Source organism: Streptomyces sp. NPDC057010 (assembly GCF_042673805.1).
Lineage (GTDB): Bacteria > Actinomycetota > Actinomycetes > Streptomycetales > Streptomycetaceae > Streptomyces.
On record NZ_JBHUSC010000027.1, the window covers coordinates 1 to 12,747 of the forward strand.

The 12,747-nt window shown below is 74.1% G+C and carries 13 protein-coding genes; 4 read left to right on the top strand and 9 right to left on the bottom strand.

The window, feature by feature from the left end; all coding sequences use genetic code 11:
• Window positions 1-131: 131 nt before the first annotated feature.
• The 3 genes from ACFTXQ_RS22075 to ACFTXQ_RS22085 all read right to left on the bottom strand — a co-directional run bounded on the left by ACFTXQ_RS22075 (window position 132) and on the right by ACFTXQ_RS22085 (window position 2,932).
• Window positions 132-1,046 carry a sirohydrochlorin chelatase gene (locus ACFTXQ_RS22075; RefSeq protein ID WP_382643250.1) on the bottom strand — a complete coding sequence of 305 codons (915 nt, stop codon included), beginning with the start codon at window positions 1,044-1,046 and terminating at the stop codon, window positions 132-134.
• A gap of 96 nt (window positions 1,047-1,142) precedes the next feature.
• Window positions 1,143-1,829, bottom strand: coding sequence for a uracil-DNA glycosylase (locus ACFTXQ_RS22080; protein ID WP_382643252.1), 687 nt, complete (start codon window positions 1,827-1,829; stop codon window positions 1,143-1,145).
• A gap of 11 nt (window positions 1,830-1,840) precedes the next feature.
• Entirely contained in the window at window positions 1,841-2,932 is a 1,092-nt protein-coding gene (locus tag ACFTXQ_RS22085) for a WD40/YVTN/BNR-like repeat-containing protein (protein ID WP_382643254.1), read from the bottom strand.
• A 222-nt stretch (window positions 2,933-3,154) separates the two neighbouring features.
• Between ACFTXQ_RS22085 and ACFTXQ_RS22090 the strand changes: the two genes are divergently transcribed.
• The 3 genes from ACFTXQ_RS22090 (at window position 3,155) to ACFTXQ_RS22100 (ending at window position 6,181) form a co-directional block, all read left to right on the top strand.
• Window positions 3,155-4,510, top strand: a complete 1,356-nt coding sequence (locus ACFTXQ_RS22090) for a wax ester/triacylglycerol synthase family O-acyltransferase (RefSeq protein ID WP_382643256.1) — start codon at window positions 3,155-3,157, stop codon at window positions 4,508-4,510.
• A gap of 80 nt (window positions 4,511-4,590) precedes the next feature.
• Complete coding sequence (locus ACFTXQ_RS22095; RefSeq protein ID WP_382643258.1) at window positions 4,591-5,700, top strand: NADH:flavin oxidoreductase/NADH oxidase; 1,110 nt, start codon at window positions 4,591-4,593, stop codon at window positions 5,698-5,700.
• Between the two features lie 118 nt (window positions 5,701-5,818).
• A complete protein-coding gene (locus tag ACFTXQ_RS22100) occupies window positions 5,819-6,181 on the top strand; it encodes an ArsR/SmtB family transcription factor (protein WP_382643260.1) in 363 nt (120 codons plus the stop codon).
• Here ACFTXQ_RS22100 and ACFTXQ_RS22105 read toward each other — a convergent pair.
• From ACFTXQ_RS22105 to ACFTXQ_RS22115, 3 genes are read right to left on the bottom strand one after another with little or no spacing between them, the layout of a single operon-like run.
• Window positions 6,178-6,585, bottom strand: coding sequence for a hypothetical protein (locus ACFTXQ_RS22105; RefSeq protein ID WP_382643262.1), 408 nt, complete (start codon window positions 6,583-6,585; stop codon window positions 6,178-6,180). The genes ACFTXQ_RS22100 and ACFTXQ_RS22105 overlap by 4 nt on opposite strands.
• A gap of 36 nt (window positions 6,586-6,621) precedes the next feature.
• Window positions 6,622-7,980 (bottom strand): FAD-dependent oxidoreductase, encoded by a 1,359-nt coding sequence (locus ACFTXQ_RS22110; RefSeq protein WP_382643264.1) that lies wholly within the window; start codon window positions 7,978-7,980, stop codon window positions 6,622-6,624.
• A 52-nt stretch (window positions 7,981-8,032) separates the two neighbouring features.
• Window positions 8,033-8,677 carry a DUF305 domain-containing protein gene (locus ACFTXQ_RS22115; protein ID WP_382643266.1) on the bottom strand — a complete coding sequence of 215 codons (645 nt, stop codon included), beginning with the start codon at window positions 8,675-8,677 and terminating at the stop codon, window positions 8,033-8,035.
• 150 nt (window positions 8,678-8,827) lie between these two features.
• Here ACFTXQ_RS22115 and ACFTXQ_RS22120 point away from each other — a divergent pair, with 150 nt between their 5' ends.
• Window positions 8,828-10,312, top strand: coding sequence for an LVIVD repeat-containing protein (locus ACFTXQ_RS22120; protein ID WP_382643268.1), 1,485 nt, complete (start codon window positions 8,828-8,830; stop codon window positions 10,310-10,312).
• Window positions 10,313-10,341: 29 nt separating this feature from the next.
• On the opposite strand, the gene ACFTXQ_RS22125 is transcribed toward ACFTXQ_RS22120, so the two are convergent.
• The 3 genes from ACFTXQ_RS22125 to ACFTXQ_RS22135 all read right to left on the bottom strand — a co-directional run bounded on the left by ACFTXQ_RS22125 (window position 10,342) and on the right by ACFTXQ_RS22135 (window position 12,727).
• The gene (locus tag ACFTXQ_RS22125; protein ID WP_382643270.1) at window positions 10,342-10,971 is read right to left on the bottom strand and encodes a TetR/AcrR family transcriptional regulator; all 630 of its coding nucleotides are present in this window, start codon (window positions 10,969-10,971) and stop codon (window positions 10,342-10,344) included.
• A gap of 120 nt (window positions 10,972-11,091) precedes the next feature.
• Window positions 11,092-11,742 (bottom strand): phosphatase PAP2 family protein, encoded by a 651-nt coding sequence (locus ACFTXQ_RS22130; protein WP_382643272.1) that lies wholly within the window; start codon window positions 11,740-11,742, stop codon window positions 11,092-11,094.
• Window positions 11,743-11,788: 46 nt separating this feature from the next.
• Window positions 11,789-12,727 carry a M56 family metallopeptidase gene (locus tag ACFTXQ_RS22135; protein WP_382643274.1) on the bottom strand — a complete coding sequence of 313 codons (939 nt, stop codon included), beginning with the start codon at window positions 12,725-12,727 and terminating at the stop codon, window positions 11,789-11,791.
• Window positions 12,728-12,747 lie beyond the last annotated feature (20 nt).

Genomic DNA, 12,747 nt, shown 5'->3' on the forward strand with positions numbered 1-12,747 from the left:
CCGGCGCGGGGCCCGTACGGGCCGCCACCTGGGGCGTCTTCGGCTTACCCCCGGCGAGCAAGGGGCGCGGGCGCCCCACCCGGTTGTCCGGGGGGGCGGGCCCTCGCCGCGTGGGACGCGTGACGGGCAGGTCAGTGCGCCGAGGCGCCCTGGGTGATCCCGAGCGCCGCGGAGTACTGCGCGACGGCCAGCTTCCCGAGCGCACCGTAGGCGCCGAGCACCTCGGCGGCGGCGCAGTCGGCCTCCTTGCACGCGGTGTCCAGCAGCCCCTCGGCGGCCTCCGGGCCGATCAGGTACGGGGCGAGCGCGAGCTGCGTGGAGCCCTCGCGGCGCAGCTGCTCGGCGACGGCGGCCACCGAGCCCTCCTCGTCGAGCGCGGCCGCCTTGACGGGCACGGCGAGCCGGGCGGCGAGCAGCATGCCGGTGATCCCGGCGGCCTGCACGGCCTCCTCGCCACCGGTGGTGGCCAGCACGATGCCGTCGGCGGCGGTGGTCACGGTGAACAGCCGCGCGCGGTCGGCGCGGGCCAGGCCCGCCTCCGACAGCCGCACGTGCAGGCCCTCGGCGAGCAGCGGGTGCGGGCCGAGTACGTCGGCCAGCTCGGCGGCGGCCGTGGAGTCCATCAGCGCCTGGCGGACCCGGCGCAGCAGATCGCCGTCCGGGCCGGCCAGCAGGGGCACGACCACGGCGTCGGGGCCGGTCGGCGCGGGCACTTCGTGGCCGGCGGCGCGGGCGAACTCCGCACGCGCGGCGCGCTCGGTCGCGACGGCGGTCAGCACGCCGGACAGCGACGGGAACTCGGAGTCGTCGTCACCCTCGAGGAAACCGATCCGGGCGTCGAGGCCCGGAAGCTCGGAACGGCCAAGGCTGAGGACCTCTTCCGCCAGCCCCCGCGAGGCGGACGAGGGCGCACCGGGCACGGCGAGCACCAGCGCGGGCGCGCCCTCGGGCGCCGCCGCGGGCTCGGGCCGGCGGTGCCGTCCGGTCTGGCGGGGTCGCGGCATTCGTACGGGCAGGCCGTTTGCGGGCCCAGTGGGGGAGCTCATGGCGCCGCATGCTACTGGCTTATCGGAACAGGGTGTTCGGGCAGGGCCATATCGCGGGGCATCTGTCCGTATTTATCCGGTGAATAGCAGATACCGTCAACTGACGGACGGCAAGCGCCAGTCCACAGGCTGTGAACCCTGGCCCACCAGCAGGTCGTTCGTCCGGCTGAAGGGCCGGGAGCCGAAGAACCCGTAGTCGGCGGACTTGGGGGAGGGGTGGGAGGACTCCACCACCGGCAGGTCGCCGAGCAGCGGCCGCAAGTTGCGGGCCGCCCGGCCCCACAGGATGGAGACCAGCGGCTTGCCGCGCGCGGCAAGCGCCCGGATGGCCTGGTCGGTGACGGCTTCCCAGCCCTTGCCCTGGTGCGCGTTCGACCGGCGGGGCGCGGTCGTCAGCGACCGGTTGAGCAGCAGCACGCCCTGCCGGGTCCACGGGGTGAGGTCGCCGTTCGCGGGGCGGCCGGTGCCGATGTCCCGGTGCATCTCCAGGAAGATGTTGTCGAGGCTCGGTGGGACCGGCCGGACGTCCGGGGCCACGGAGAACGACAGGCCGACCGCGTGCCCCGGGGTCGGGTAGGGGTCCTGGCCGACGATGAGGACCTTGACCTCGTCGAAGGGCTGCTGGAAGGCGCGCAGCACGTTGGCCCCGGCGGGGACGTAGGTCCGCCCCGCCGAGATCTCCGCGCGCAGGAAGTCGCCCATCGCGGCGATCTGCCCCGCCACCGGCTCCAGAGCACGGGCCCAGCCCGGCTCGACGATCTCGTTCAACGGTCGTGCTGCCACGGTGGATCACTCTACTGGCCGATCGTCGCCGCCCGCACGCACAGGACGTCGGGCAGGTGCTCGGCCAGCAGCTGCCAGCTCTCGCCGTCGTCGTGGCTGGCGTACAGCTCGCCGTTGCGGTTGCCGAAGTAGACGCCCGCCGGATCCGCGTCGTCGGTGCACAGGGCGTCGCGCAGGACCGTGCCGTAGTGGTCCCCGGCGGGCAGCCCCTTCGAGAGCGGTTCCCAGGTTTCGCCCGCGTCCCGGGTGCGGAAGACCCGGCAGCGGTGCCCGGCCGGGACCCGGTCGGAGTCGGCGTTGAGGGGGAAGACGTAGGCGGTGTCGGGCCGGTGGGGGTGGGCGGCGACCGCGAAGCCGAAGTCGGAGGGCAGCCCGCCGCCGATGTCCGTCCACCGGGTGCCCGCGTCGTCGCTGCGGTAGACGCCCCAGTGGTTCTGCAGGTACAGCCGGTCCGTGTCCCCGGCGTCACGGGCGATCTTGTGCACGCACTGGCCGTACTCGGGGTGCGGATCGGGCAGGAAGACCGCCGAGACGCCCTCGTTGGAGGGGGTCCAGCTGGCGCCGCCGTCCTCCGTCCGGAACACCCCGGCGGTGGAGACGGCCACGGTCACCGTGTCCGGGTCGCGGGGGTCGGTGATCACCGTGTGCAGCCCCTCACCGCCGCCGCCCGGCACCCACCGGGAGCGGCTCGGGTGCTCCCACAGCGGGCGGACCAGCTCGAAGGACTCACCGCGGTCCACCGAGCGGAACAGTGCCGCGGGCTCCGTCCCCGCATACACCACGTCCGGGGCCTCCGGGCCGGCCGGCTGGAGCTGCCAGACCCGCTCCAGCGAGGCGCCGGTGTCCTTGGGGAACTTCACCGCCGCCGCGGCCGGCTCCCGCCAGGTGGCCCCGAGGTCGTCCGAGCTGAAGACGGACGGGCCCCAGTGCAGGCTGTCCGCGCCGACCAGCAGCCGGGGTGCCGGGCCCCGCCGGTCGACGGCGGCCGCATAGACGGCCTGGGCGTTGAAATGGGGCCCCTCGAACTCCCAGGGGCCGTCGCCCCGGCGGCGGCCGATGAACAATCCCTTGCGGGTCCCCACGAGCAGCAGTACGTCGGCCATGGCCGGCACCTCCGGACTTCGTCGTCCACGTGTCTCCGGCTTTTCCGGCCAGTCTGCACCCGCCCACCGACAGCGGCCCTGGGGGCGCAACGAGGGCGCTGAGCCGCCGATCGATACAGATCGTTTACCTTCATTTACCTTCCGGAAATCCTCACTACTTGCATACGAGCGTTCGCAATAGGTTGACTTCAGGCCACTGCCGCCGCATGCGAGAGGACCCACGTGGCCACCGAGCACCTGTCCCCGCTCGACCTCGCCTTCTGGCGGATCGAATCCGCCGCCCACCCCATGCACCTGGGCGCCCTCGCCGTCTTCACCGCCGCCGGAGCCTGCGCCGGAACCGCGGCCGCCGAGCACGCCGCCGACCTGCTCACCGCCCGCTGCGCCGCCGTGCCGGGCCTGCGCCGCCGGATCCGCGACGTCCTGCTGCCCGTCGGCGCGGCCGCCTGGTCGCCGGACCCGCACTTCGACCCGGCGCGCCACGTGTTCCTCGTACGGACGGACTCGGCCGATCCGCACACCGCCGCCGGCCCCCTCATGGCCCGGCCCCTCGACCGCGAGCTGCCGCCCTGGGAGGCGCACGTGCTGGCCGGGCCCGACCCGGACTCCTTCGCGGTCCTGTTCAAGTTCCACCACGCCCTCGCGGACGGCCTGGGCGCGCTCGCGCTGGCCGCGGCGCTGTTCGACGAGGGCCCGGCCCTGCGGACGGCCCCCGAACGACCCGCCCCGGAGCCGCGCCCCGCGGCCGAGCAGCGGGCCGGGTCCGCCCTGCGCCGCCTGCCCGGGGCGCTCGCCGCCCGGGTCCAGGACGTCGGGCAGGCGCTGGAGATCGGCGCCGCCGTGGCCCGCGCCGGACTGCCCCTCGGTGTGCCCGCCGCGCTCACCGGTCACCCCGACCGCCCGGGAACCCGTACGGTCGCGGGCCTCACCCTCGACCTGGACGAGGTCAACCTGGTCCGCAAGGGTGCCGGGGGCACCGTCAACGACGTACTGATCGCCCTGGTCGCGGGGGCGCTGCGGCGCTGGCTGGCCGGCCGGGGCGACCCCGAGCCCCGAGGCGCCGGACCGCGCGCGCTGATCCCCGTCTCCCGTCGCCGCGGGCCCGGCGGAGCCGCGGGCGCCGGGAACCGGCTCTCCGGATACCTGCTGCGCCTCCCGCTCGCCGAGCCCGACCCGCTGCGCCGCCTGGACCGCGTCCGGGTCGCCATGGACCGCAACAAGGACGCCGGCCCCGCCCGCGGTGCCGGGGCCGTCGCCCTCCTCGCCGACCACGTCCACCCGCTCGGCCACCGCCTCGGCGGCCCGCTCGTCGCCCAGGCCGCCCGGCTGCTCTTCGACATCCTCGTCACCAGCGTCCCGCTGCCGGGCCTCACCTTCTCGCTCGGCGGGAGCCGGGTCCGCGAGGTCTACCCGCTCGCCCCGCTGGCCGCCGGCCAGTCCCTGGCCGTCGCGGTCTCCACGTACAAGGGCACCGTCCACTACGGCCTGGTCGCCGACGCGGCCGCCGTCCCGGACCTGCCCGCTCTGGCCGGAGCGCTGCGCGCCGAGCTGGACGCGCTAGTACGAGAGGTCTCGTAGTACGAGAGATTTCGTAGTACGGTGTTCCTCGTACTTAGCCGCCGATCCCCGGCGCGCCCGGTGATGTCTGGAGAGCCCTGATGAGTGCCGCCCCTGCCGCCCCCGCCGCTTTCGCAGCCCTGTTCGCTCCCTACACCCTCCGCTCGGTCACGATCCCGAACCGCGTGTGGATGGCCGCGATGTGCCAGTACAGCGCCGAGGCCTTCGGCCCGGACGCGGGCGTGGCCAACGAGTGGCACTTCGCGCACTACGCCGCCCGCGCCGTCGGCGGCACGGGCCTGATCGTCCAGGAGGCCACCGCCGTCTCCCCCGAAGGCCGCATCACCCCCTACGACCTCGGCATCTGGAACGACACCCAGGTCGAGGCGCTGCGCCGGATCACCTCCTTCGTCAAGGCCCGGGGCGCCGTCCCCGGCATCCAGATCGCACACGCCGGCCGCAAGGCCTCCACCGATCAGCCCTGGAAGGGCGGCGCACCGGTCGGGCCCGAGGCGCACGGCTGGCAGCCTGCCGCGCCGAGCGCCGTGCCGTTCGCCGAGGGCCACCCCGTGCCCCACGAGCTGACGACCGGTGAAATCCGCGAGATCGTCGGCCAGTTCGCCGCGGCGGCCCGGCGTGCGCTCGCCGCGGGCTACGAGGTCCTCGAGATCCACGGCGCCCACGGGTACCTGATCGGGGAGTTCCTCTCCCCGCACAGCAACAAGCGCACCGACGAGTACGGCGGCTCCTTCGAGAACCGCACCCGCTTCGCGCTCGAAGTCGTGGACGCCGTACGGGAGGTGTGGCCCGAGGAACTCCCGCTGTTCTTCCGGATCTCGGCCACCGACTGGCTGGAGGGGGAGGGCTGGACCGCCGACGAGACGGTCCGGCTGGCCCCGCTCCTCCAGGAGCACGGGGTGGACCTGCTCGACGTGTCCACCGGCGGGCTCGCCCCGCATGCGAAGATCCCCGCCGGCCCCGGCTACCAGGTGCCGTTCGCCGCACGGGTCAAGGCGGAGACCAGCCTGCCCGTGGCCGCGGTCGGCCTGATCACCGAACCGGAGCAGGCCGAGAAGATCCTGGCCAACGGCGAGGCCGACGCCGTCCTGCTGGGCCGCGAGCTGCTGCGCGACCCGTACTGGGCCCGCCGCGCGGCCGCCGAACTGGGCGCGGAGATCCCTGTGCCCGGCCAGTACCAGCGGTCCTGGTGACCCGGGTGCGGCCCGGGCACGCGCGGCGCCCGGGCCGCACCGCACCCGCCCCCGCCCGTCCTGCGACGGTTCTCGTACGATGGGGGCACGGACCGAGCCGAGCGGGTGGAGCAGGGACATGACGGAACGTGACGCGGCCCGCGCCCTCCCCCACCCCGAGGCGGGCGAGATCCGCCTGGAGGGCGTGCTCCACGCGCTCTCCGACCCGGTGCGGCTGTCCATCGTCCGGGACCTGGCCGGCTCCTCGGCCGAACTGGCCTGCTCCTCCTTCGACCTGCCGGTCACCAAGTCCACGACCACCCACCACTTCCGGGTCCTGCGCGAGAGCGGCGTCGTACGCCAGACCTACCGCGGCACCACCAAGTTCAACACCCTGCGCCGCGAGGAGCTCCAGGACGTCTTCCCCGGGCTGCTCGACAGCGTCCTCGCGGCCGCCGCCGCGGAAGAGTCCCGCCTCGCCGCGGGCCGGGCCATGGCCTAGGGCCGCGCGTCCCACCGGTGGAGCAGGGCCCCGTCGGGGCCGAAGACGTCCATCAGGTAGCCGCGGCTGAGCGAGAGGCCTTCCTTGCCCGACAGGTAGGACGTGATCGAGGCGGACTGCCTGACGAAGAGAGCGGCGTTCGCGTCCGCGTTGCGCGTGCGGACGATCAGCAGCGGCACGCCCTCCGGCCCGGGCTCCCGCTGGATGCCGTACACGTCCGCGTCCCCGCCGGCGGCCCGGTAGCGCTCGGCCAGCGCGGCGGCGTCCGACGGCGCGGCGGTCGCCGTCACGGTCGGGCCGACGCCGGCCGTCACCCGGGCCTCCTCCGTGCAGCCCGCCAGCAGCGCGGCGCACGCCACCGCCGCCAGCGCCGCGCCGGTGCCCCGCCCCCAGGACGTTCCCATCGTCAACTCCCTTGGGTCGTGAACGAGTTGCCCACCCTATGCGAGGCCCGCGGCGCCGCGCAGACCGGCCCAGTCCGGGATCTTCACCGAGCGGCGGCCCAGCGAGCGCCCCAGATCGGCCTCGGCCGTCTCGATGGCCAGCCACCCCGGCCACTGCACCGGGTCCAGGCCGGCCGCCTGCATCGCGTCCAGCGGATCCCCGGGCAGCTCGCGCCGGGCCAGCGCCCCCGCGTCCTGGAGCAGCGAGGACGCGGTCTCCTTGGCGCAGGGCCGGTTCGTGCCGATCACGCCCGTCGGGCCGCGCTTGATCCAGCCCGCGACGTACTCGCCGACCGAGGCCCGGCCCGCGCGCAGCACCCGGCCCGCGGCGTGCGGGACCGTGCCCTTGGCGGGGTCGAAGGGCAGTCCGGAGAGCGGGACGCCCTTGTATCCCACCGAGCGCAGGACCAACTGCGCCCCGATGTCCTCGTACACGCCCGTCCCGGTGACCCCGCCGCTGCCGTCCGCGGCGGTCCGCTCGAAGCGCATCCCCGTCACCCGGCCGTCGGGCCCGCCCAGGACCTCCACCGGCCGCAGGTAGAACCGCAGGTCGATGTGGCGTTCCGCACCGCCCGGGCCTCCTTCGGCCCAGCCGCGCAGCACCTCCAGGTTGCGCCGGGCCACCGCGGGCAGCGCCGCCGCCGCACCCGGATCGTCGTACACGGGGTCGAGGGCCAGCTCGGCGGCGTCCGTCCGGGCGTCCACCCCCGGCAGGGTGCCCAGCTCCCGCAGTTCCTTGGTGGTGAACTTGCCCTGGGAGGGGCCGCGCCGGGCCACCATCGCCACCCGGCGCACGCCGCTGTCCGCGAGCGCGCCCAGCGCCGGCTGCGGCATGTCGGTCGGCGCGAGTTCCGCCGCGCCGCGGGCCAGGATCCGCGTCACGTCCACGGCCACGTTGCCGGCGCCGACCACCACCGCGGAGTCCACGCCGGGCAGGTCGAAGGTCTCGCCCACCGCGTCCGGGTGGCCGCTGTACCAGGACACGAAGGCCGTCGCCGAGTGCACCCCGGCCAGCTCCTCGCCCGGGATCCCCAGCAGCCGGTCCCGCGCCGCCCCCACGCAGTAGATCACCGCGTGGTACAGCTCCAGCAGCCGTTCCGTGGGCAGCAGCTCCCCGCCGACCTCGACGTTCCCGAGGAAGCGGATCCGCTCGTCCTCCAGCACGGTGCGCAGGCTGCCCTGCAGCGACTTGATCTTCTCGTGGTCCGGGGCGACCCCGTACCGCACGAGCCCGTACGGTGCCGGCAGCCGGTCCAGTACGTCGACCCGCACCCCGGGCACCTCACGCTGCTGCACCAGCGTCTGGGCCGCGTAGACCCCGCTGGGGCCCGATCCGACGACGGCAACACGAAGCACGGCGGAGCTCCTCCCGCAGGTGTTCCCAGCATGACACCGGCCCCGGCGGCCGTCAGCCCATCGCGCGCATCCGGTGGATCTCGGCGGTCTGCGTCGCCACGACCTCGTTGGCCATTTCCTCGACCATCACGTTGTTGCCCTCGGCCAGCGCCGTGCCGGCCATCGTGAGCGCACCCTCGTGGTGGGCGATCATCAGCTTCAGGAAGAGCCGGTCGAAGTCCGCGCCGCGGGCGTCCTTCAGCTCTTTGAGCTGCTGCTCCGTCGCCATGCCCGGCATCGCGCCGTGGTCGTGGCCGCCGGATCCGGCGGGGGGCTGCGGATAGCGGGCCAGCCACTTCTCCATCGCCCCGATCTCGGGCTGCTGGGCGGCCGTGATCCGCTCCGCGACGCGCTTGACCCCCTCCGCCGCGGCCCGCTCGGGAGCGAGCGCGCTCATCGCCAGGGCCTGCCGGTGGTGTTCGATCATGTGCCGTGTGTACGTGTGGTCGGCCGCGTTGGGGCTGTCGTCGGGCGTTTCCCGCGCGGCCTGCTCGGGGCTGAGGGTGCGGGCCTTCTCGCCCGGTCTGCCCGGTGCGATGACCACGGCCCGTCCGTCCTCGGCCCGGTCCGCCCCGCCGTCCGATGCACAGCCGGCGAGGGCGAGCAGGAGGGCGGCGGCCGCGGCCGCGCCGGTGGATCGACGAAGCCAGGTCCTCACGGCAGCGGGGCGCCCCAGGGGATGGTGGCGCCCCGGGGCCTCATGACGCCGGGGGGCTTTTGCCATGTCCATGAAGAGGAAGATACTGCCGGGGTCCTGGTTCCGCTCCCATCCCGAACGGAACCGATCGGACTCCCATGGGAGGGCAACATGACCTCGTTGCGCACCACAAGAGGGCGGAACAGGAGTCTGGGCGTGGCCGCCGCGGCGGCCGGGCTCCTCACCACACTTCTGGCGGCCGGACCGGCCGCCGCCACCCCGGACCCGGGTGACTTATCGCCCGGCCGCGGCGAACGGCAGAGCGCGGCCCCGCTCCAGGGCAGGGAACTCGCACCCGGCGAGATACCCGGCCAGGACGAGATCGTGCACAGCGCCAATATCAAACCCCTGGCCAACATCCCCAGCACCGACCCCGCCGTCATCAACTCCGACCTGGCATTCCAGGGCCGGTACGCCTACGCGGGCAGCTACAACGGCTTCACGATCTACGACATCGCCAATCCGAAGGCACCGAAGACCGTCAGCCAGGTGCTCTGCCCCGGCGGCCAGAACGACATCTCCGTCTACGGCGACCTGCTCTTCCTCTCCACCGACTCCTCGCGCAGCGACGACTCCTGCAACAGCGTCTCGCAGCCCGCGACGGAGAAGTCCTCGTGGGAGGGCATCAAGATCTTCGACATCAAGGACAAGAAGAACCCCAAGTACATCAAGTCCGTCGAGACCGCCTGCGGCTCCCACACCCACACGCTGGTGCCGGGCGGCCGCGACATCTACCTCTACGTCGCCTCGTACTCCCCGAACGAGGCGTTCCCCGACTGCCAGCCGCCCCACGACGGCATCTCGGTGGTGAAGGTCCCCAAGAAGGCCCCGACGCAGGCCGCGGTGGTCGCCTTCCCGGTCCTCTTCCCGGACGGCGGCAACCCGGGCGCCCCCACCAACCCCGGGGTCTCCAAGACCACCGGCTGCCACGACATCACCGTGCTCCCTTCGAAGAAGCTGGCCGCCGGAGCCTGCATGGGCGACGGCATCCTGTTCGACATCAGCAAGCCCGAGGAGCCCCGGGTGATCGACCGGGTCCAGGACAACGTGAACTTCGCGTTCTGGCACTCGGCCACCTTCAACGAGCAGGCCGACAAGGTGGTGTTCACCGACGAACTCGGCGGCGGTGTCGGCGCCACCTGCAACGAGGCCACCGGCCCCAACCGGGGCGCCGACGGGATCTACGACATCACCGGCCGCGGTGACCAGCGCAAGCTCGTCTTCCGCAGCTACTTCAAGATCCCGCGCCACCAGGCCGACACCGAGAACTGCGTGGCCCACAACGGCTCGCTGGTCCCGGTCGGCGGCGGCCGCGACATCATGGTGCAGGCCTGGTACCAGGGCGGCGTCTCCGTCTGGGACTTCACCGACTCCGCCGCCCCCAAGGAGATCGGCTACTTCGAGCGCGGCCCGCTCACCACGGACAAGATCGGGCTCGGCGGGTCCTGGTCGGCCTACTACTACAACGGGCACATCTACTCGAACGACATCACCAAGGGCCTCGACGTGCTGAGGCTCGACGACTGGCGCACCGAGAGCGCCAAGTGGGTGTGGATGGACCGGCTCAACGTGCAGAGCCAGCCCGAGTACCGCTGACCCCGGCTGACCCCGGCTGGCACCGGGGCCTAGGGAGGTGAGGGAAACGTTCCGGCGGGCGGCCCGCCGGGCGGCGGGACGCCGAGCTCCCAGTCCAGCCCGTAACGCTGGAAGAGCTCGGCCCGCAGCCGCGCCGGCGGCATGGGCGCACCGGGCAGCAGGACCGCCACCACCGCGCCCATCAGCAGGGCGCGCAGGAGCGGATAGTCCGCGTCCACGTCCGGCGAGCCGTACCGCGTGACGGTGTCCCGCAACAGCTCGGCGAGCCGCTGCTGTTCCGGGCACTGCACGAACCCCTCGGCCGTGAGGATGCCCGCCATGTGGGTCCGCATCAGCAGCGGCTCGTCCCGCGCCAGCCCGAGGATCGCGTCCACCGCCCGCGCGAGCCGCTCGCGGCCGTCCTCGCTGCGCGGCTCGCGCTCCAGCGCCGCCTCCAGCCTGAGGTGCATCAACCGGTGCACGGCGGACTGGAGCAGCTGCCGCTTGCCCGGGAAGTAGTACGAGACCAGGCCGCGGGCCGCGCCCGCCCGGTCGGCGATGTCGCCGAGCGTCGTCGCCTCGTAGCCGCGCTCGGCGACGAGTTCGACCGTGGCCTGGAGCAGCCGCTCCCGGGAACGTCTCCGCAATTCTTCATTGACCGATGCGCTGCGCGGGACCATGCTTACTCCTGCTGCGTTGACTGGCTCCGAGCCAATATACTCAGCGCACGGGGTCGCCTGCTCTGGGTGACACGGGGGATCGCCCAGAGCAGGCACGCCCGATCGGGCTCATCCACAACCTCATCGTCCGGCCGGGCCGGACCGGTGCCGCGGTGCGGGCCAGGAAGTCGCGAGAGCCACCACGACCACGCCCAGCAGCCAGCCCGCGACCACGTCCGACACCCAGTGCACGCCCAGATAGATCCGGGTGAAGCCGACCCCGAGCACGGACACGGCCGCGGCGGCCCAGGCGGACCGCACGGCCCATCGCGGGGCGTCCCGGGGGAGCAGCCACAGCAGTAGCCCGCACACCACCGTCGCCGTCATGGCGTGGCCCGACGGATAGGCCGAGAACAGTGCCGAGTCCACCGGATCCGGCCACACCGGCCGCGGCCGCCCCACCAGCGCCTTCAGCCCCTGCTGCACCACCGCGGCCCCCAGCGTGGCCAGCGCCACCCGCACCGCCCGCTCCTGCTGCCCCAGCCACCACAGCCGTACGCAGGCGATGGTGGCCAGGAGCCTCATCGTCCAGGGGTCCCACACCCAGTCGGTGAGGATCCGCAGGGTGTGGGTGACCCCGGGGTGGGCGACGGCATGGCCGTGAAGATCCCGGGCGACCCGGTCGTCGCAGGAGAGGACCGGCCCCCAGCCCGCCACCACCAGCGCCGTCAGGACGGCCGCGAGCAGCGCGCAGCCGATGCCCGCCCACCGCACGCCGTGATCGCTCCGCATACGGGGGATCCTCGCACCACCGGGCGCCGCCCCCGCTCCGGGCGCGCTACGCCAGGGCGCTGAGCGCCGGCACGAACGCCACCAGCAGCGGTATCGCCGGAACCAGGGTGGCCAGCGCCGTCAGCCGGAGCCGGTGGGCCGCCGGCAGCCGGGGCGGGGCCGACAGCAGCCGCCGCACCCGCTGCGGGACGTGGGACTGCGGATGCGCGCACGGCTCGAACACCCCGCGGTCCTCGTTCAGCCCGACCAGCGCCAGCGCGATCGTCAGCCGCCCGTACCGCCGCGAGGCCACGTCGTCGGCGGCCAGCTCCACGAGCCGGTGCATCTGCGCCTCGAACGCCGCGAAGACGGGCACCTGCGGGAAACCGCCGGCCAGCGCCCGCGAGCAGTGCAGCAGCCAGTCGTGCCGCGCCGCCGCGTGCCCCTGCTCGTGGGCCAGTACGGCATCGAGCTGACTGCCCTTCAGTCGGCCCAGCGCCGCCGTCGTCACCACCAGCTGCGGGGCGGGCCCCGGCAGCCACCACGACTCGGAGCGCGGGCCCTCCAGTACGACGAGCCGCGCGCCCGCCGGGTCCTCCCCGGGCAGCAGCGGGGCCCGCTCCCGCAGTTCGGCGCTCTGCGCACGGCGGCCCGCCCGCGTCCGCAGCACCTCACGGGCCAGCAGCGCCGCGGTCCACAGCGCGCCGCCCGCCAGCGCGAGGGCCGTACCCGCGGCCCACGGCCCGCCGGCCGCGCCCAGGGCGTAGGCGTCGGCCACCCCGCGCGGGGCGGCGGCGAACAGCCGGCCCCGTACGGCCTGCCAGGCGGCGGCCGCGCTCAGCAGCATCGACAGCCCGAGGCACAGGAGCACCGCCCCCACCACGCACTGCCACACCCACAGGGCGACGACCGGTTCGCGCTCGGGCCATTGCGCCCGGGCCAGCAGGCGGGGGGCGAGCACCGCGGTCAGGGCGCCGAGCATCAGAAGAGCGGCGGGGACCATCATGGTCGCCAGCCTATGAGCGC